At 43.7% G+C, this 20,526-nt stretch carries 16 protein-coding genes; 7 read left to right on the top strand and 9 right to left on the bottom strand.

Features of this window, described 5'->3' with window-relative positions; translation table 11 throughout:
- Positions 1 to 133: 133 nt before the first annotated feature.
- Both QUB39_RS20265 and QUB39_RS20260 read right to left on the bottom strand, forming a co-directional pair.
- On the bottom strand, positions 134 to 640 hold the full coding sequence (locus QUB39_RS20265; protein WP_333211645.1) for a GNAT family N-acetyltransferase: 507 nt from the start codon (positions 638 to 640) through the stop codon (positions 134 to 136).
- 3 nt (positions 641 to 643) lie between these two features.
- A complete protein-coding gene (locus QUB39_RS20260; RefSeq protein ID WP_333211643.1) occupies positions 644 to 934 on the bottom strand; it encodes a DUF1778 domain-containing protein in 291 nt (96 codons plus the stop codon).
- Positions 935 to 1,080: 146 nt separating this feature from the next.
- On the opposite strand from QUB39_RS20260, the gene QUB39_RS20255 reads away from it, so the two are divergent.
- The 3 genes from QUB39_RS20255 to QUB39_RS20245 are packed head-to-tail and all read left to right on the top strand — an operon-like array spanning position 1,081 to position 2,020.
- Positions 1,081 to 1,383: a hypothetical protein gene (locus QUB39_RS20255; RefSeq protein WP_333485140.1), complete on the top strand. Its 303-nt coding sequence runs from the start codon at positions 1,081 to 1,083 to the stop codon at positions 1,381 to 1,383.
- Complete coding sequence (locus QUB39_RS20250; RefSeq protein WP_242723171.1) at positions 1,380 to 1,640, top strand: DUF433 domain-containing protein; 261 nt, start codon at positions 1,380 to 1,382, stop codon at positions 1,638 to 1,640. Before QUB39_RS20255 ends, QUB39_RS20250 begins: the two co-directional genes overlap by 4 nt.
- Entirely contained in the window at positions 1,637 to 2,020 is a 384-nt protein-coding gene (locus tag QUB39_RS20245; protein WP_333211639.1) for a DUF5615 family PIN-like protein, read from the top strand. The genes QUB39_RS20250 and QUB39_RS20245 overlap by 4 nt, the downstream gene beginning before the upstream one ends.
- Before the next feature lie 79 nt (positions 2,021 to 2,099).
- On the opposite strand, the gene QUB39_RS20240 is transcribed toward QUB39_RS20245, so the two are convergent.
- On the bottom strand, positions 2,100 to 2,891 hold the full coding sequence (locus tag QUB39_RS20240; RefSeq protein ID WP_333211637.1) for a DUF1963 domain-containing protein: 792 nt from the start codon (positions 2,889 to 2,891) through the stop codon (positions 2,100 to 2,102).
- Positions 2,892 to 2,963: 72 nt separating this feature from the next.
- Complete coding sequence (gene bchB, locus QUB39_RS20235; RefSeq protein WP_333200846.1) at positions 2,964 to 4,490, bottom strand: ferredoxin:protochlorophyllide reductase (ATP-dependent) subunit B; 1,527 nt, start codon at positions 4,488 to 4,490, stop codon at positions 2,964 to 2,966.
- 1,049 nt (positions 4,491 to 5,539) lie between these two features.
- Here bchB and QUB39_RS20230 point away from each other — a divergent pair.
- Both QUB39_RS20230 and QUB39_RS20225 read left to right on the top strand, forming a co-directional pair.
- Positions 5,540 to 6,793, top strand: a complete 1,254-nt coding sequence (locus QUB39_RS20230) for a transposase (protein WP_333056613.1) — start codon at positions 5,540 to 5,542, stop codon at positions 6,791 to 6,793.
- A gap of 568 nt (positions 6,794 to 7,361) precedes the next feature.
- Positions 7,362 to 12,875 carry an AAA family ATPase gene (locus tag QUB39_RS20225; RefSeq protein ID WP_333211635.1) on the top strand — a complete coding sequence of 1,838 codons (5,514 nt, stop codon included), beginning with the start codon at positions 7,362 to 7,364 and terminating at the stop codon, positions 12,873 to 12,875.
- 304 nt (positions 12,876 to 13,179) lie between these two features.
- Here the strand turns inward: QUB39_RS20225 and QUB39_RS20220 are convergent, their stop codons facing one another.
- Complete coding sequence (locus QUB39_RS20220; protein ID WP_333211634.1) at positions 13,180 to 14,391, bottom strand: acetate kinase; 1,212 nt, start codon at positions 14,389 to 14,391, stop codon at positions 13,180 to 13,182.
- A 228-nt stretch (positions 14,392 to 14,619) separates the two neighbouring features.
- On the opposite strand from QUB39_RS20220, the gene psaK reads away from it, so the two are divergent.
- Positions 14,620 to 14,880 carry a photosystem I reaction center subunit PsaK gene (gene psaK, locus QUB39_RS20215; protein WP_333211631.1) on the top strand — a complete coding sequence of 87 codons (261 nt, stop codon included), beginning with the start codon at positions 14,620 to 14,622 and terminating at the stop codon, positions 14,878 to 14,880.
- Positions 14,881 to 14,922: 42 nt separating this feature from the next.
- On the opposite strand, the gene QUB39_RS20210 is transcribed toward psaK, so the two are convergent.
- The 3 genes from QUB39_RS20210 to QUB39_RS20200 are packed head-to-tail and all read right to left on the bottom strand — an operon-like array spanning position 14,923 to position 17,289.
- Entirely contained in the window at positions 14,923 to 15,561 is a 639-nt protein-coding gene (locus QUB39_RS20210) for a histidine phosphatase family protein (protein ID WP_333056607.1), read from the bottom strand.
- A gap of 32 nt (positions 15,562 to 15,593) precedes the next feature.
- Positions 15,594 to 16,280: a DUF3226 domain-containing protein gene (locus tag QUB39_RS20205; RefSeq protein ID WP_333056606.1), complete on the bottom strand. Its 687-nt coding sequence runs from the start codon at positions 16,278 to 16,280 to the stop codon at positions 15,594 to 15,596.
- Complete coding sequence (locus tag QUB39_RS20200) at positions 16,273 to 17,289, bottom strand: AAA family ATPase (protein WP_333211629.1); 1,017 nt, start codon at positions 17,287 to 17,289, stop codon at positions 16,273 to 16,275. Before QUB39_RS20200 ends, QUB39_RS20205 begins: the two co-directional genes overlap by 8 nt.
- A gap of 37 nt (positions 17,290 to 17,326) precedes the next feature.
- On the opposite strand from QUB39_RS20200, the gene QUB39_RS20195 reads away from it, so the two are divergent.
- Positions 17,327 to 17,620: a DUF433 domain-containing protein gene (locus tag QUB39_RS20195; RefSeq protein ID WP_333211627.1), complete on the top strand. Its 294-nt coding sequence runs from the start codon at positions 17,327 to 17,329 to the stop codon at positions 17,618 to 17,620.
- A 316-nt stretch (positions 17,621 to 17,936) separates the two neighbouring features.
- Here QUB39_RS20195 and QUB39_RS20190 read toward each other — a convergent pair whose 3' ends face one another.
- A complete protein-coding gene (locus QUB39_RS20190; RefSeq protein WP_333056603.1) occupies positions 17,937 to 20,411 on the bottom strand; it encodes a phosphoketolase family protein in 2,475 nt (824 codons plus the stop codon).
- Between the last annotated feature and the right edge of the window lie 115 nt (positions 20,412 to 20,526).

Here is a 20,526-nt window from a genome sequence, read left to right as displayed (position 1 = left end):
TTCCCGGTGCTCGATTGACCTTAGTTTTCGATCCGATTGATTAATTTTGGTTGCGAGTTGATTAAGTGCGATCGCCCTTGGTTGAAAGAGGGCGATCGCCTTTTCTAAGCTAAGACAAACTTTTGTCTTTTACCTATGTAAAAGCTTCTAATATCCTAGTCATGGGAATAAAAAGTGAAAGTTCATCGCCTTCTAAGGCAATGAACTCGTATTGCAAATAAAATCCCTTAGCTTGTTCGTTCAATGCGTCAACTATCACTCCCAATACTCCTATATCTTCTGACAAACGAATCACTCTGTTAAAAGCATCGACTAGCAGTGTCTCACCTAGTCTTCTACCCTGCATTGATTGAGTTACTGCCAGTTTTCCGATCCGCATGACTGGAAGGGGGTAGCGCGGCAACCCTCTTCTGTAATTTTCAGGAAGTAACTCTAGTTGTAATGCAGCCATACTTATTGAATAATAACCTGCTACTTGACCGTCACCGTCTTGAGGAATTGCCACCCAAGTTTTAGCAATGCCTTTTCTTTGATTTTGTCGGGCATATTTTTTGAGATACTGATTTAACTCCGGCACACCGCAATCAAAATTCTCCCGAATCACCCGGCTATCATCTATAGAGCAAAAAATCCATTCCATTATTTATTTGCGATCGTATTTTTGCCGATACCTCTCGATCGCTGCTTTCAGCTTAGAGTTAAGTTCTGGTGGGTTTTCAATCGCTGAGGTAACAATTTCCCAATTTGGTTCGGAAAGAACGATCTGTTCTGGTTTGAGTGGCAGTTCTTCGGCTAGATTTAGAGCAACTTCGAGCAGATATTCGCTCAGACTAAGACCCCACAGGGTAGCTGCTTTTTCTAACAGTTCTTTTTGTTCCTGATTGATAGTTATCTCAAGGGTGGTTGTTTGGGGAGTTTGTGTAGGGGTTGACATATTTTTTCACTGAGAGCAAGGTTGGCTCATTTGATATTATAGCAATTTTTCAGGTGGGCGATCGCACGCTTGTTTGAAAAGGGCGATCGCTCCTGCCTGGTGTTAAAATGAATCTAGCGATCGTGTTAAGCAAGAAAAAAATAGCCGTGATACCTATCCAAGAACAAATTGTTGACAAACTGAAAAATTTCTCTGAAATCGAACTACAAGAAATCCTCAACTTTGCTGATTTCCTGTTATTGCAGCGGAGAAAGCAGGAAGTAGCTTCGCCGCCCGATGAAACTGGCAACAGCCAACCAGCAAATATGGATGAAGAGTGCGAAGTTCATTATGTTGGTGGAGTTTTAGTCGTCAAAGCATCATCGGTAAAAAATCCAGAACTGATTAATTGGGATACAATTATTCCCGATATGCGCGAAGATGGAAAATATCTAATTGAAAAGACATGACTCAAAATAATTTACTGTCTCGCATCTCAATCGACTCGAATATCTGCTTTGGAAAACCGTGTATTCGCGGCCATCGCATCTGGGTTTCTCTGATTCTTGACTTTCTAGCTAGCGGCATGACTTTGGAAGAATTGCTTGAGGAATATCCGGGAATTGAACGAGAAGACGTTTTGGCTTGTATTGCTTATGGGGCTGAGTTGGCAAGAGATTATTATGTCGAAATTCCTCTGGGTGAAAAAAAGGTAGTTTTAAAGTGAAGTTAAAACTTGATGAAAATTTGGGCAGCATCCGCGTTGTTTCGATGTTACGTTTGGCTGGCCATGATGTTGCGACTGTACGGGAACAAAATTTGAGTTCCACACCGGATGAATTATTAATTGATATATGTCGGAGGGAAGATAGATGTTTGGTGACTTTGGATAGGGGGTTTGGCAATCGCCTTCGCTACAATCCTTCTGATTATTCTGGGATTGTGGTACTGCGTCTGCCTTCTCAAGCGCAACCGCAAGATTTGCAAGCAGCAGTAGAAATATTAATTCGCGGATTGGATGCGGCAGAAGTTGCGGGTAAATTGTGGATTATCCGAGGGGAACAGCTTTTGGAGTATCAAGCAATATCGTCAGATGAATCTGACTAAAAATTTACCAGATACCGTAGGGTGCGTCGCGATCGACAATTTCCGAAATAGCGATCGACATAGCCTTTTTTACCCTCCATCAACAACCCCACTCGTAGATAACATCGCTAAAATCCAATTTTTTTAATGCTGATTCTTTGACAAAAAAGTTACCTACGCCACCATTGCCCCACATAATATCTATTACCTCATTAGCATCGCCATCCATTTGAAATAAAAGGCTATACGGATCGCTTTCGCTATCGAGTATAGGATCGTTTGATTGAAAAGAACCATGATAGCCACCAATTTTATGACCGCGAGGAACACATAGATTTAGATAATTGTCCCTAACTTCATCGTCTTCTCTAAATAATTTAAAAAAATCTTCTCCTAAAAACTTTGTAAATCCATCATCGTAATGGGTAATTGGCGCATACTTTTTAGTAAATTGCAAACTGCAACTTCCCCAAATAGGCACGTATTCAAATTTGGGCAAAAAATCATAATTGGTGATGATATTCTCAAGGTTGAAATCTGGTTGAGGAAAATAGAAAATTTGAAAAATATCTTCATTATAGCCGAAAGATAAGCCATATAGTTGATCGTCTGGAAGATAAAACTGCAAGATTCCTATATCGGGAAAACCTTCAAGAGGCGGTACTTCAGAAAAGTTGATTTGGGCAAGCAATAATAAGCAATCGCCATTAGGAGTTTTAGGATACTCGAACCCTTTAGGTAAGTATGGCAACCCACCAAATTTACTTTGCCACCAGTTCGCAGGTTCGTTGTTTTCAATTGTAATTTCAATATAGGGTTTGATAGTTGATTCGATTCGATCGCGATACTTTTCTAGTTTGGGAGATAGCGGCACATCAAGTTTGTAGCTCATAAACCGATCGCAACTTATTTTAAATCCAAAACAAAACTTTGCAAGGCGGGCATTTGCCCGCCCAACAAATCATTAAGCGCCGACAGATTCCTTCGCTGCGTAAAGCACCTCAACGGTAATCTTATCAATCCCCCGATCGCGCGCAAACTTCTCAGTATTCCGCTTCACCTTACCCCGCACAAAACCAGGGATTTTATTCAACTCAGCTTGTCCATCCTTCGTCCAACCCATATCAGAATCAGCCGAAATACCCTTCGTAATCACTTCCTTGGTATCGTGGCCGCCGAAGATTTCCAGCAAGTGGTCTTCCATTCCCAAAGTGAAGGAATTGTAGACCAAATCTACGCACTGATTCGTGCCTTCATAACCCAAAAATGGCTTGTAGCCGATCGGGAAATTTTGGACGTGAATCGGTGCAGCAATTACGCCGCAGGGAATATCCAACCGCTTACCTACGTGGCGTTCCATTTGCGTGCCGAAAATCGCCGAAGGTTCCGCTTTGGCGATCGCATCCCCGATCGCCCCGTGATCGTCCGTCACCAGCACTTCATCGCAATACTCGCTTACCTGTTCCCGGAACCAATCAGCATCGTGTTTGCAGTAGGTTCCTGCCCACACAACGTGGATTCCCATCTCGCGAGCCAAAATCTTCGTCATCGCCGCAGCGTGGGTATTATCGCCAAATACGACGGCTTTTTTGCCCGTTAAGTTTTGGCAGTCGATCGATCGCGAAAACCAAGCAGCCTGCGACACAAATCGAGTTTGTTGGTCAATAAAATTTTCGTAATCAACATCCGCACCTTGAGCATTCAAAACTTGCTGAATCTTGCGGATACAGCGCGCAGTTTCTACCACACCCATCGGCGTAATATCGATCATCGGCGTGCCGAATTCTTTTTGCAAATACTCCCCGGCCATCATCCCCAATTCCCGATAAGGAACCAAGTTAAACCAAGCGCGGGGCAGTCTTTTTAAGTTGTGAACCGAAGCACCTTCGGGAATAACTTCGTTGACTTCAATGCCCAAATCTGCCATCAAACGCTTTAGTTCGGTGCAGTCGTGCTGGTTGTGGAAACCCAGCGTAGACATACCGATAATGTTGACAGATGGTTTTTCGCTTTTGGCTTCTACTAAATCGCCTTTTTTGCGGGCTTTGTTGATGTAAAATTGGACGATTTGATCCAAAGTGCGATCGGCAGCTTGCAGTTCGTTTACCCGATAATGGTTAACATCCGCCAGCAATACATCGCCTTTGGCATCCAATTGAGCTCGTTCCACGAAGTTTTCCAAGTCTTCTTGCAGAATGCTGGAGGTGCAAGTCGGGGTGAGCACGATTAAATCTGGGTGTTCTTCTCTGTCTTTGCGGGTGATGTTGTCCACCACCCGTTCCTGCGAACCCCGCGCCAGTACGTGTCTGTCAACGACGCTGGTAGTCACCGGGGTGAAGTCCCGTTCCCTCTCCAGCATGGAACGCATGACGTTGAAATAGTCGTCTCCAATCGGTGCGTGCATGATCGCATGGACGTTTTTGAAGGAAGTGGCGACGCGCAAAGTGCCGATGTGGGCTGGGCCTGCGTACATCCAATAAGCCAATTTCATAGGTATTTTTCCTGATGCTGGTTGAGAATTGCCCGATCGGGCGATTACTGCTAAATTTTAAGGTTGTTTCTGATTTTCTCACCGGATGAATCCTTGAGAAATACTAAGTTTCTGAGGATTTACACATTTGGGAAATGCTCAAACGCTTTGCCTGCTTGGCATTTGACTCGCAATTCAAACAACTTTACCTGGGTTTTATGGCAATAATTCTTAATCTTTCCTAAAATTTTCTTAAGAGTTAGGCAAATTTGATTAATGTAGGGTTCGCTGCCGCGCACCAGACAAGGTGCAATAATTCTGCATTTTTTGTCAAATTTACTCTGCTCAAACGGTCAATCGATTTTAGATTTTAGATTTTAGATTTTAGATTTTAGAATTGAAGCATTGACTTGCGCGAGATAAATACGTTCGGCAAGTTTCATCGGATACAGGTTTTTTATTTCTGGGTCCTCAGTCTGCGAAGGAATGAATTCGGGGGCTTGTCTCCTGGATGCTTTCGGTCAATCGATTGCGCGATTTGAGATTTTCGATTAAAGATTAAAGAATTGAAGCCTTGACCCAGCCCAAAAACGGATACGCTGCCACGTACAGGAGTCGTGGAAAGATAAAAATTGTAGACCCTAGTTCAAGCTCCCAGATTGCATCTGTGGGGTAAATCTAAAATCTAAAATCTAAAATCTAAAATCGACTGACTTGCGCGAGATAAATTCGGGGGATCCTTTATCGGATACAGGTTTTTTATTTCTCCACCCATGAAGCCGGGGGCTTGTATCCTAGATGCTTTCGGTCAGTTAGCTAAACAGACGGGAATCCCCGCACTATATCGCTTCGATTAGTGTGGGATGAAAGGCGCGTGAGGTGAGGATTCCACCCGTCTAGCAATTCAAAACTATGTTTTGAATTGCTAGACGGGTGGATGACGAAACAAACAAACTCTTTGTTTAACGAGTCTATTTTGTACTTCAATATACTTTACTCATGCACTTGACAGTAAATAAAGTATTCTGGTACAGTAACACTAATTGATATGTACCGACCACGCCAAAGGAATGAGAAGCTCTTACCAATATCGATTACGTCCAACAAAGTTACAAGCCATTGAAATCGACAGATGGCTGTCGATGCTATGGGCTCAATACAATTACTTGTTGGCTGATAGATTCAATTGGTACGAGCAAAACCGTTCTCCCATCAATGCGTGTCCGCTAGTTTGCCATTTACCCGAACTGCGGGATAATCCCGAATATTACAGTCAGAAAAAAACGTTACCTCAACTCAAGAAAACTCATCCTTGGTATGCTGAGATTTACTCTCAAGTTCTTCAAGATGTAGTTAAGCGAGTTAAGGTATCTTTTGATCGTTTCCTAAAAGGTGATAGCAACGGAAAGCGTAGTGGCAGACCGAGATTTAAACCACGCAGTCGTTATCGCACGTTCACTTATCCTCAAGTTAAAGACGGTTGTTTACAAAATAACTTAATTAACTTGCCGATGCTTGGAAAAGTTAAGGTTGTTTTACACCGTTCCATACCTAATGGATTCAAAATCAAAACCGTCTCTATCACTAAAAAGGCTGATGGGTACTATCTTACGCTCTCCCTAGAAGATTCAACAGTTCCTACGATTAAACCAGATTTTAATCCTCAAAAGATTACTGGAATTGATGTTGGGCTAAAGAATTTCTTGACAACCTCTGAGGGCGAAACAGTTGCAATTCCTCAACATTACCGCAAAGCCGGGAAACGTCTGCGAACTATTCAGAAGCGAGTATCGCGTCGTAAAAAAGGTAGCAACCGGAGACAGAAAGCAGTTAAGCAACTGGGAAAATGTCACAAGAAAGTAGCAGAGAAGCGTAAAGACTTTCATTTTAAGACGGCTAACGAGCTGTTGAAAAAATATGATGTTGTTGCGGTTGAAAATTTGAATATTAAAGGACTGGCTCGTACAAAATTAGCTAAATCTGTGTTGGATGCTGGGTGGTCAAGCTTTCTGTCGATTCTAACAAATAAAGCCGTAAATGCTGGTGTGTTGGTAATCCCAGTAAGTGCCTACAATACTTCACAAGATTGCTCTAGTTGTGGCGAAAAAGTACCAAAAAAGCTGCATATTCGTTGGCATGACTGCCCTCACTGTGGGTGTAGTCTAGACCGCGATCATAATGCAGCAATAGGAATCAAAAATAGGGCGGTGGGTCATCCCGTGCTTAAAGCTCAGTCAATGTCCGAAGCAATAGCTGGAGTCACTGAGAAGCCTACACCAATGGTGACAGCTTGTGTTGGTGTAGGAGTATGTCACTATTGTTAATCGATGGTCAAAATAGATAGAACTGAAGGAACTTGCAGCTTCCGAAGCAACACTTACTTCCCTCAGCGCCTCGGTAGCGAATTATAGTTAAGATTTGCACCGGCCGGTTTTTTTGAAGCACCGCAAATTCCTACCCGATCGCCGGAAAAAATAAATCTTTCAGCACTTGCGTATTTTCACGAGATGTGGTGAAGCTCCACGAAAGTCAAGCGATTGCTTGGAATCTGAGATGATTTAGTTGTCAATATGGCGATCGAGCATTAAAGTAAATCGTTGCACAAATCCTGTATTTGTGATTTTGTTTACCTAACTGCTGAGGTGACGAAAGCCCCAGCTTGCATTTGTCAGCAGTAGCTCATTCCTGTCAAGGCCTGCTTTCCCACACATCCCAAAAGATAGCTCTTGAGCGATAATGAAGAATAACATAGGATTTACGAAAAGAAACCCGATTTACACGAAAAAATCTTGGGTTTGTCAACGACTAGCAACGAAGAAACCCGGTTTCTAGCCCGCCGCGCGTCAGTCCTGTAACATTGACCAAGCACACCTAATTTGAGAGAACCCAACTATGATGGCAATTCCCGGCGTTGCAGTTCTCGCTCTCATTTATGAAAGCAGCACTTCCCTGGTTTACCGCGGCCACAACGAGCAGAACAACCAACCTGTTATTATCAAACTTATCAAAGAAGACTATCCGACTCCCGAAGAACTGAATAGATACAAGCGCGAATATGAGATCACTGCCAACTTAAGCCTGTTGGACGGAGTTGTGAAAGTGTATAAGTTGCAACAGGTTAGAAATAGTCTGGCAATGATCTTAGAAGATTTTGGCGGGGAATCTTTAAAAATATTTATGGGTTCCCAAAAATTTACCCTTTTAGGATTTCTGACTACGGCCATCAAAGTTGCTGAAACTTTGGGAGAAATTCACGGAAAAAATGTAATTCATAAAGATATAAATCCCTCTAATATAGTTTTTAATCCTGCTACAGGACAAGTGAAACTCATAGATTTCAGCATCTCAACAGCATCCAACCTGGAAAATATTCCCAATAAAAACCCTAATTTTTTAGAAGGCACTTTAGCCTATATGTCGCCCGAACAAACCGGCAGAATGAACCGGGTAGTCGATTACCGCACCGACTTTTATTCCCTCGGCGTTACCTTCTATGAAATCCTGGCAGGACAACTCCCTTTTCCCACTACAGATCCCATGGAGTTAGTTCACTGTCACATAGCCAAACAGCCAGTACCTCTCGCTGAAATAGCCGCAGAAATTCCTAAAACTGTTTCAGATATTGTGATGAAATTGTTAGCAAAAACCGCTGAGGAGCGCTATCAAAGTGCTTGGGGACTAAAAGCTGATTTGGAATCATGCCTGTTTCAGTGGCAAACATCTGGGTTTGTTTCCGATTTTCCTCTCGGCAGGCAAGATATTTCAGACAAATTTCAAATACCTCAAAAACTTTACGGCAGACAGCGAGAAGTTGAAACTCTTTTAGCGGCCTTTGAACGGGTAGCAGCAACAAATAATCGAGGCTACCGCACCGACGATTCTCAAATTTCTGTCATCAAAAAAGAGAGCAAATCGAAAAAAGAAATTCCCTTGTCTGTTTTGGCGAGAGGACAGCATAAATCCCGGAGCGAGATGATGCTGATTGCCGGTTATTCCGGCATTGGCAAATCTGCAATGGTGAAGATTTTAGACAAACCGATTACCCGCCGACGTGGATATTTTATTTGGGGAAAGTTTGACCAGTACAAGCGGACTATTCCTTACTCTGCCGTTGTCAGCGCTTTTTCGGAGTTGGTGCGACAACTGTTAACTGAAAGCGAAGCTCAATTAGCAGTTTGGCGCGAAAAACTCCGCACTTCTTTCGGGCAAAACGGGCAAATTATTATTGATGTTATTCCCGAAGTTGAACTAATTGTCGGAGCTCAGTCTCCTGTATCTGAATTGGGGCCGACGGAATCTCTGAACCGCTTTAATTTAGTATTTCAAAATTTCATTCGCGTATTTTGCCAGCCAGAACATCCGCTGGTCATTTTTCTCGACGATTTGCAGTGGGCTGATTCGGCTACTCTCAAATTGATCGAATTGATGATGACAGATGAAGCTACGCAATATCTGTTTTTAATTGGTGCTTATCGCGATAATGAAGTTAGTCCTACTCATCCTTTAATGATGACTTTGGAGACGCTGCGAAATCAGGAAGCTATCATTAATCAGATTGCTTTGTCGCCGCTGGGGGTGGAAAACATAACTCATTTGATTGCGGAGACTTTGCACAGCGATCGAGAATCTGTCAAACCCTTAGCTGAATTGGTAATCAGCAAAACCGACGGCAATCCTTTTTTTGTCAATCAATTTCTGCAAACATTGTATCAGGAAAACCTGCTAGTTTTTCACCCGCCACAGTTTGGGAGCAAGGGCGGCTGGCATTGGGATATGACTCAAATTGAGCAGTGCGCTATCACTGACAATGTAGTAGATTTGATGGTACAAAAACTGAGAAAACTGCCAAGTTCAACGCAGCAAGTTTTGCGTTTAGTGGCTTGTTTGGGCAACGAATTTGATTTGAATACTCTTTCTTTAATTCATGAGAAAGAAGCATCGGAAACTTTTTCTCACCTGTTGCCAGCGATTAAGTCTGGACTGATTCTGCCAACTTCGGAATTGGAAAGCAAGTCATTAGATTACGTGCTGTTTCCACTATTAATTCTGAATTATAAATTTTTGCACGATCGCGTACAGCAAGCCGCTTATGCTCTGATCGACGACTCGCAAAAAAAGGCAGTTCACCTGAAAATAGGCAGGCAAATCCTAGAAAACACTCCGGCTGAATATCGCGCTGACAGAATCTTTGAATTAGTCGATCACTTGAATGTAGCTCGATCGCTAATTAAAGACGATCGAGAATTAATTGAGCTGGCAACGCTAAATTTAGACGCCGCCCGCAGAGCCAAAGACGCCACTGCTTATGTTGCTGCCTTGCAGTATTTAACCGCAGGCATGGACGGTTTGAGCGCCGATATTTGGGATGCCCACTACGATTTAGCCTTTGCCTTGCACATGGAGCGAGCAAATGTTGAGTATTTAAACGGTTATTTCGAGAATTCTGAAGAATTTATTAATATAACTCTGGAAAAAGCGCGATCGGCCTTAGAAAAGGTAGAAATTTACAACCTGCTGATCGTGCAGTACACCCTGCGGGCGAAGTACGAAGAAGCCGTTAAAGCCGGAATCACAGCTTTGGACTTGCTAGGCATTGACTTACCGCTAGACGGGCTACAAAAAGTCATATCCGAAGAATTTGCAGCAGCCACAAATATTTTAGCAGGTAGAGAAATAGCTTCCCTAATTGACGCCCCCGAAATGACTGTACCCGACAAAAAAGTTGCAGTCAAATTAATTACCAACTTGCTGACATCGGCGTACCTCAAAAATCCCGACTTGTGGAAAGTCAGCGTTTTAAAAGGAGTCAATCTTTCTCTACAATACGGTTTAGTACCCGAAGCCTCTCTTTGCTATGCTGGCTACGGTATGTTCTTAAACGCAGTTTCGGGAGATTACAAAGCTGCGTATCAATTCGGCTTGCTCTCGCTAAATCTCAGCGAAAAATCTGGCAATATCGGCTTAAAATGCAGAGCCTGTTCATCCTTAGTCAGTATTTTTTATTACTGGTTCAATCACATCAAAGATTCCCATGCAATCAGCAATGAAGGATATCAAGCAGCTTTAGAATCAGGAGATTTAGAGTATGCGGGTTATATCCTGTCCAACCGCATAGCTAACTCATTTTTTCAAGGTAAAGAAATCTCGCAAATTCTAGCCGACACGAGCAGGTATTTGCAGTTCAGCCAAAAGACCAAAAATCAGCTCGTAACCGATATCTTATTAGGGGTAGAGTTAATCCTGCGTAACTTGAGCAAACTAACTCCTGAAAAGTTTGTATTTGAAAGCGAAGATATCAGCGAAGCTGAATACGTACACAACTGTCAAACTCATCAAAATTTGTACTCGCTCTGCCTTTATCAGATTCGCAAATGCCAGGTAATGTACTGGTACGGCAACTTCAACGAAGCGCTACAACTAGCTTTTGAAGTAGAAAAACAGCTATCTTTTATTACCGGAGCCATACCCGCTACTGAATGGAATTTTTTCTTTTCTCTAACTTTAGCCGCCGTTTTCCCAAATGTTTCAGAAGAGAAGCAAAAGGAATACTTGGAAAAGTTAGAGGAAAACCAAAAACAGATGAAAATTTGGGCAGACAACTGTGCCGAAAATTTTCTGCATAAGTACCTTTTAGTACAAGCAGAAATAGCCAGAATTTCCAAGAAAGATTCAGAAGCTGTAGAACTGTACGATTTCTCTATCAATTTAGCCCAAGACAATGAATTTGTCCAAAATGAAGCGCTAGCTAATGAACTCGCAGCTAAGTTTTGGTTGAGTAAAGGCAAGTATCAATATGCCAAAATTCACTTGCGCGAAGCTCACTCGTGCTACTTGCGCTGGGGTGCAGTTCGCAAAGTAGAAGATTTAGAACAGAAGTATCCGCAGTTGCGGGAAATGACGCCGATCAACGGAAGTTTTAACAACAATCAAACTACCACGACTATTCATACTTCTACGGGCAGCGATGCGAGAGTCCTGGATTTGGCAACGGTAATGAAAGCATCTCTGGCGATTTCTAGCGAAATTGTCCTCGATAAGTTGCTGGCTTCTTTGATGAGAATCTCCTTAGAAAATGCGGGGGCTCAATTAGGTTTTCTAATTTTAGTTAGAGATGGTCAACTGTTGATTTCAGCTAAAGCGTCAGTATTTGCTGAAGATGTAGCTGTGCTGCAATTTACGCCTGTTGCAGACTATCACGATTTACCTGTGACGGTGATTAATTATGTGGAAAGGACTCGCTCGGATTTGGTATTGAGCAATGCGGCGGCTGAGGGACTATTCACAGCCGATCCTTACATCGCTAAACACAAACTGCAATCTATTTTGTGTACTCCCATCATCAATCAAGGGAAATTGATCGGCATTCTTTATTTAGAAAACAATTTGACTGTCGGAGCATTTACTCCCCACAGATTGGAAGTTTTAAGGTTGCTTTCTTCCCAAGTTGCTATTTCTTTGGAAAATGCTCTACTTTACAATTCGGTGGAACAGAAAGTGCAAGAACGGACGCAGGAGTTAAATGAAAAGAACGAGCGTTTAGAACAAACTTTGCGCGAACTTAAACTAACTCAAGCTCAATTAATCCAAACGGAAAAGATGTCTAGTTTGGGGCAAATGGTGGCTGGTGTAGCTCACGAAATTAATAATCCTGTAAGTTTCATCTACGGTAATCTTAATCCGGCTAGCGAATACGTTAAAGACTTGCTAAAATTGATTGAGCTTTACCAGCAGCACTATCCAGAACCTGCTGATGAAATTTTAGAAGAAATAGAAACTATTGAGCTGGAATTTTTGAGCGAGGATTTGCAAAAGCTGCTGGATTCCATGAAAGTAGGAGCGGAAAGAATCCGGGATATTGTGCTAAGCTTGCGGAATTTCTCGCGCCTCGACGAAGCGCAAATGAAGTCGGTAGATATCCATCAAGGCATCGACAGTACGGTGATGTTGCTGCAACCGCGCCTGAGAAAAGAGGGCGGGCGTTTGGGAATTGAGGTGATTAAAAATTACAGCACGCTACCCCTAATTACTTGTTATGCGTCTCAGTTGAATCAGGTATTTATGAATATTTTGACAAATGCGATCGATGCTCTCCTCGTAGCCAGAGATAGCCCGGAAAACTCTCATCAACAGCCTACGATTACAATTTCTACAGAGGTGACAGACAGGAATTCTGCCATAATTAGAATTGCCGACAGCGGGCCGGGGATGAGCACTGAGGTGCTGCACAAGATATTCGATCCATTTTTTACAACTAAGCCCGTGGGTTCGGGAACTGGTTTGGGATTGTCTATTTCTCACTCGATTGTTGTCAGTTCTCACGGTGGAAAATTGACTTGTGTTTCTGCACCAGGAGAGGGGAGCGAGTTTATTATTGAAATTCCGATCGCGCCCAGGCAAGTTTTGTAATCGGCGCTACTATTAACCCACAGCAAGGCTGAAAGAGTAATGATGTTTCAGGGAAAATGGAATCATAAACGTCTCTACCTCTCTTTATTTGCGTAAATCCGCTTGCGCCGTTCGTGATTGTTGACGATTCTGCGAAGCTGAGTGGGCATCGCTGTTGCAGGAATTTATAAAATAAGTTAGGAGCGCGAATTAAATAACTTACAATTTTAATTGTTATTGTGGGATGGGCGTCCCGCCCGTCCACTCATGACGGGCGGGACGCCCATCCCACTTTCAAGAGTGGAAGTTATTTAATTCTCATTCCTTAGTGAGAAAGTTTCCAACATTCTCGCGCAATTTCCCAATCCTCCTGCGTGTGAATTACCAAAATTCTCACCGCTGAATCCACTGCCGCAATATCTCGATCGATCGGTGACTGTTGATTTTTATCCCCATCCAATTTTAACCCGATAAATCCAAAAGCTTCGCAAGCGGCAGCCCGTACAAGAGCAGAATTTTCCCCAACTCCCGCCGTAAAAATTAAAGCATCTAACCCTCCTAAACTCGCCAGCATGGCACCAATTCCGGCACGCAAACGGTGGATGTAAATATCCAAAGCAAGTTGAGCTCTCTGATTACCTTGGGCGATCGCATCTCCAATCTGCCGCAGATCGCTAGACACGCCTGAAATCCCTTTTAAACCAGAATTTCGATTGAGAATACCATCAAGTTTCTCAGCAGTAAAATCGGATTGTTTTAATAGATGAATGAGGATGCCTGGATCGATCGAACCCGATCGACTTCCCATCATCAAACCTTCCAGAGGCGTAAATCCCATCGTCGTGTCAACACTCCAGCCACCGCGAATGGCCGCCAGAGAACATCCGTTGCCCAAATGACAGCTAATCAACCGTAAATCTGCCAAATCTCGACCCAGAATGTCGGCGGCCCGACGCGCGCAATATTGATGGCTAATCCCGTGAAAACCGTAACGGCGAATCCCATTTTCCAGCCATTCGTAGGGGCCGGGATAAACAAAGGCTGCGGGCGACAATTGTGCGTGAAAAGCTGTATCAAATACTGCTACTTGCGGCACTTTTTCGAGGATTTTTTCAATCGCTTCGATACCTTCGAGGTTAACCGGATTGTGGACAGGGGCGAAAACAGATAAACGGGCGATCGCCTGTTTAACATCCGGCGAAATTAACGTACTTTGCTGATAATCTTGTCCGCCATGTACGACGCGGTGGCCGACAATATCAATCTCGTTTAAATCATTAATTGTTTGAGTTTTTCCCTTCCAAAGACTCTCCAGCATTCGAGAAATAGCATCTTGGCGAGACTCGGATGCAAATTCCTCCTCAAGCCTATCGCCTTTTGCTGTTTTGACTTTCAACTCTGCTATACCCTGCTGGTGAGTCCAGTCTATTTGAGCCTCCCAGAGGGGTTCCAAAGGTCGATCGGGGAGGACATCGTTTAACTCGTAAAGACAGCTCTTTTGACTGCTAGAACCCGCATTTAACACCAGTATTTTCATGCTTGATTATGTCCTGTTGATTCGTTCTTTCGATCGCTAGGCGATTGCAATCGCATCTTGTCAAACTTTCATCCGCCTGCACAGACGAAGAAATCTTGATATCCTGGGAAAAATATTAAGAAAAATGTCGAAAAATTAACTCTTAATGCAATGTGTAGCGAACAGTTGCATTTTTTTGATATATCTTCTAGGCAGATTTTCATTGACTAAAGTTTAAGGAGTCGATCGATGTTTACACCAATTTTACTTGCCGTTGCCCCCAGAACCCTAGAGTGGAGCCCCACGATCGGTTTGATTATGATTCTTTGCAATATTTTAGCTATTGCGATCGGCAAATCAACCATCCAAAAGCCTCACACAGGCCCAGCAATGCCCTCATCCAGTATGTTCGGCGGTTTGAGTTTGGGTGCAGTTGTGGGAACTATGGCCTTTGGTCATATTTTGGGAGCAGGTACTATTTTAGGATTGTCTTACATAGGCGCGATTTAGTTTCAGACGCTCCGGGTGCACTTCCGCACCTTACCCGCAATTTCAAGTACCGGGTAAATTGCGGAGGTTTTCATCCATGTACGATCGATCGCCCAAAACCTCCAGCAGCGGGCCGCGAACATCAAACTTGACAATACTGACAGAAGCTGCTAAAGCGGCAATGCGATCGCGATAACGTCCCAAATCAATCCCCAACAGACTGCACAGAATAATCCGAATAGTTGCTTTGTGGGAGACAACCAACACATTTCCATTCTTATATTTTTCCTCAATTTCTGCAATAACTAAGGAAGCTCTACTGGCAATTTGCACCGAAGTTTCGCCGCCGTTTGGTGCATTCCAAGCAGGTTCAGTCAGCCAATTAATATAATCTTCTTCGTATTCTTCTTTGACCTCTTCTACTGTTTTGCCCTCCCACTCACCGTACTTAATTTCCCTCAGTCCGTCGCGAAGCTGCATTTCAATTCCCACAGCATCGCACAAAGGTTTTGCAGTAGCAATTGTGCGTTTCATCGGACTGACATAAACAGCATTCCAAGGCAATTTTGCGTAAGTAGCAGCAAACTGTTCTGCCATTTGAGAACCTACGGGCGTTAATTCTGGATCGATAGCGCCGCAGAAGCCACCTGTTTGGCTGTAAGTCGTTTCACCGTGTCGTACAAAGTAGATTTTTAAGCTCATGAGTTAGTTAATTGTGTGTGAATTTTACTATGTTAGCAAAAGAGTTTAAAAAACTCCTTCAAATCATCGAGAGCAGAATTATCCCAATCCCAAATATCTTTTTTGTGTTTCATAACATAATCAAACCCAGACATAGTGCATTTCCTTCCAGCTTGTTGCTGTTCCTGATTTGAGCAAGTATCATACCTGAGATAGATGCTCACCCAGAATTTGTCAAAATCTTTCTGGTTAATTTGCTGTCCCTGGCTTTCTATGCAAGTTTTCCAGCTATTCAAACAATCAGCATGAGGTGATTCTCTAGCCTTTATTGCCTTTAAAAGCGTTTCCAGTTCGCCTTTACCTCCAACATTTGTAAAATAACAAGCCAATTTTGCCTTTGTTCCATTATCTCCACCAATATCTATAAATTGTTTAGTGCTTGACAAAGTTTCAGATTCAAACACCTGTTGTATACATTTATTTACCCATTGTAACCGTTCAGGCTCTGAATAGTTATCAATATCAATAATAATCCCAATCTTTTCTATATCTCTTTTTTGAAGGTCGGCTTCTAAAGCTTTTAAAGTAGTAATTAGTTTTGTTTCGCTCAAGCCTTCCAAACGTTCATAATCCTCTATATAAATAGGTTTTTCTACCTGGATATCGCAGTTAAGTTTCTCAACCATAGCCTTCATAAAAATTGCATCGTTTTTACTTTCTACTATGACAATATTACTCACCTCTCACTCCTTTTTGATGCTCTAGTGCGTAATTCAAGGTTTCCAAATCGCGCCGGATGCCGATTATTTGAGCGGTTTTCGGTTTCTTGGCTAGTTCAAAATATGCGCTGCTGCATTCCTGATTGGGTTCTAAACCAACATCAGCAAATGCTTGCAGCATCTCTAAACTGTGAGTTGTCGCAAAAATCTGGGTATCCAGTTCCACCGCCAACCTAAACAAAATTCTCCAAAAATTACGCTGGTTTGTATAGTGAATGCCATTCTCTATTTCATCAATTAGCAGTATTTTGTGTTTATTGTTTACTAATTTAAGAATAATATATGCAACTCTATTCATTGCATCTCCAAACAATGATAAAGGCAAACGCTTTTCGCCCTTTCTTCTTAAGTAAAGTGTGGGTTCGCCAATTGAAAAACTTTCTACAGATTCGATCGTAGGGTCAATAATTTGAAAAGCTTTCAAAACTTCGCTATCTTTATCATCCAAGCGCGCGTGATCGAATGACTCTATGAGTTTTCTTCCGGGAATTCTGATAAAAGGAGGAACGATCGGTATTTCGTACACAAGGAAATTTGTATTACTTATTGAGCTTCTATAAGTAACGCTTTCTACTAACTCGTTAATTTTTTTTTCACCTTTTATTGTTTTAATAATTAAATCAGAATCACGTAAATTGATTTCTATTTGAATTTCTACTCGCTCGATATTATCATTGCTATTATCATTCTTTCCCTGAATAACTATTGTTTTATCTTCTTTCTTTAAGGCATAAAATAAGTTATTCCAAGCTCTATCTGGCATAGCATCTAGGGCTGCTGATGACTCTGTTCTCAGCTCTCTTAGCATTACTATACTACTAACATCGGGAGCAAAATTGAGAAAAATTGCTTCTAGCAAGGCTGTCTTGCCAGCATTGTTTTTACCGCCGATTAAATTTACTCTTTCAAATCCAGAAATTTTGATTTGCTCAAAGCACCTAAAATTTTGGATTTCTATTTCTTTAAGCATGACCGCCTCTTTTGAATGTACAAATCCTAAATCACCATTGATTTATGCTACCATTAATTCTATCTTAGTTGTTTTACTTGAGTCGCAACAAGCAACGAACGTCATGCAGAATATAGACCTCTTTGAAGTCATTGAACGCGATCCAACCAAGGTGAGTGGTGCATGGGTATTTCGGGAAACGCGCGTACCTGTTGCCGCCTTTTTCGAGAACCTTAAAGATGGGGCCTCTATTGACCAGTTTCTCGAATGGTTTCCGGGAGTAACTCGCGCCCAAGTTGAGGTATTACTCGATCGCGCGCTAGCCTCGTTAACGCAGATGGCACAAGCATGAAGATATCGATTAACCCGCAAGTCCGCCGGGGGTTGAAAACCCCCGTCTCATAGCGAAAGTCCTCTAAAAGAGGACTGAAACGCCAATTAAATAAACCACTTAATTCCTAATTTCAAATCTCAAATCTCCAATCTCAAATCAATAATTCCCAATCTAACATCTCAAATCTAAAATCGATAGTCGGTTTCAACCGACTTTTGCTATGAGACAGGGGTTTTCAACCCCTGGCGGACTCGCGGACTAACGACAGATTTCTCATAACAACTAAAAAAAGCCCTCAATTTCTGAGGACTTTCTTTTCAGACAGAGATCGCACCTACCCAGGAGCACCCGATCGCACAGTTTGATCTCCTGTCGTTGTCGGATCTTTCGTTTCCTTCGGCGGTTCCGGCGAAACCGGGCCCGCGTGCGGCCACTTCCAGTCGCGGATTTCCGGCATATCATCGCCGTGTTCGTTGATATAGTGCCTGTGTTCGATCAGCTTGTCACGGATAGCTTGTTTGCCGTAAGCTGCAACAGAACTCAGTTTCGGAACGCGATCGAGTACATCTCCAACTAAATGGAATCGATCGAGGTCATTAATCACCACCATATCAAACGGCGTCGTAGTCGTTCCCTCTTCCTTGTAACCCCGAACGTGAATATTCGGGTGATTTGTCCGGCGATAAGTCAAGCGGTGAATCAGCCAAGGATAGCCGTGAAAAGCAAAAATCACCGGCTTATCCTTCGTGAACAAAGTATCAAAATCCTTGTCAGACAAACCGTGGGGATGTTCGCTAGCAGGTTGCAGCGTCATCAAATCCACCACATTCACCACCCGCACTTTTAAATCGGGATAATCTCGGCGGAGAATGTCAACCGCAGCCAAAGTTTCCAGCGTCGGAACATCACCCGCGCAAGCCATCACCACATCTGGTTCGCCACCTTTATCGTTGCTGGCCCACTCCCAAATGCCGATGCCGGCGGTACAGTGTTTAATCGCAGAATCCATATCCAAATACTGCAATGCCGGCTGCTTCCCTGCAATAATCACGTTGACATAGTGGCGACTGCGGAGACAGTGATCCGTTACTGACAGCAAAGTATTCGCATCGGGCGGCAAATAAATCCGCACCACTTCCGCTTTCTTGTTAATTACGTGGTCGATAAAACCCGGATCTTGGTGAGAAAAACCGTTGTGGTCTTGTCGCCAAACGTGAGAAGTTAGTAAGTAATTCAGAGATGCGATCGGTCGGCGCCAAGGAATGTGACGAGTAGTTTTCAACCACTTGGCGTGTTGGTTGAACATCGAATCGATGATGTGAATAAACGCCTCGTAGCAGGAGAAAAATCCGTGGCGTCCCGTCAGCAAATAGCCTTCCAGCCATCCCTGACATAGATGTTCGCTGAGGACTTCCATCACCCGGCCATCGGGGGAGATGTGATCGTCTTCGGGCAAAATTTCCCCCGCCCACACCCGGTTCGTCACTTCAAACACCGGATCGAGGCGATTTGAGGCCGTCTCGTCAGGCCCGACAATACGGAAATTCGCGTTTTCCTGATTCAGTGTCATCACGTCTCGCAGGAAGCGGCCGGAAACGCGGGTTGCTTCTGCCATTACAGTGCCCGGTTTTTGCACGTCAACGGCGTAGTCTTCAAATTTCGGCATTTTCAAGTCTCGCAGCAGCAGGCCGCCGTTAGCGTGGGGATTTGCCCCCATACGCCGAGATCCCTTGGGCGCTAATTCTGCCAATTCGGGAATTAACTTGCCGTTTTCGTCGAAGAGTTCTTCCGGCTTGTAGCTTTTCATCCAATCTTCCAGGAGTTGGACGTGTCCGGGCTTAGAAGCCATTTCCGAAAGTGGGACTTGGTGCGATCGCCAATAATCCTCAGTTTTCTTACCGTCAACTTCCTTGGGCCCCGTCCAGCCTTTGGGAGTTTTCATCACAATCATCGGCCACTGGGGACGGCCCGAATAGCCCTCTGTCCGGGCTTTTTCCTGAATCGCCTTAATTTCGCCGATCGCGGTATCGAGAGTTGCAGCCATCAACTGGTGCATGGTTTCCGGGTCTGAACCTTCCACCCAATAAGGTTTGTAGCCATAACCGACCATCAAACTTTCCAATTCCTCCTGCGGAATACGGGCCAACAGAGTTGGATTGGCAATTTTGTAGCCATTCAAGTGCAAAATCGGCAACACAGCCCCGTCGCGAACCGGGTTGAGAAACTTGTTAGAATGCCAGCTAGCAGCCAAGGGGCCGCTTTCGGCTTCCCCGTCACCGACAACAGCCGCCACAATCAAATCGGGATTGTCGAAGACGGCACCGTAAGCGTGGACGAGGGCGTAGCCGAGTTCGCCGCCTTCGTGAATCGAACCGGGGGTTTCCGGGGCGACGTGGCTGGGGATACCGCCGGGAAAGGAGAACTGTTTGAATAGCCGTTTAATACCCTCTTCATCTTCGGAAATGTTCGAGTAATATTCGCTGTAAGTGCCTTCGAGATAGGTGTTGGCCACCAAGCCCGGCCCGCCGTGTCCGGGGCCTGCGATGTAGATGGCGTTGATGTCTTGGGCTTTGATGATGCGGTTGAGGTGAACGTAGATGAAGTTTAGCCCTGGAGTAGTGCCCCAATGTCCGAGGAGTCTCGGTTTGACGTGTTCGATTTTGAGGGGTTCTTTGAGTAGGGGGTTGTCGAGGAGATAGATTTGTCCGACGGATAGGTAGTTTGCCGCCCGCCAGTAGGCGTTCATTTTGTGTAGTTCTGAGTCGGAAAGCGGCTTTAATTGCGGGATCTCGGTTGTTCCTAGCATCATCAGCGATTGACTCCTGAGTTGTGGTTGTTTTGTCAAGTGCGATCGTGAAGTGCGATCGATATTAATTGGTTATCTGTGACATTTTGTATTTAAACTCCATGTCTTCCACACCAAC

The sequence above is a fragment of the Microcoleus sp. AT8-B5 genome, from assembly GCF_036705565.1.
GTDB lineage: Bacteria > Cyanobacteriota > Cyanobacteriia > Cyanobacteriales > Microcoleaceae > Microcoleus.
This window is presented reverse-complemented; position numbering and strand designations above follow the sequence as displayed.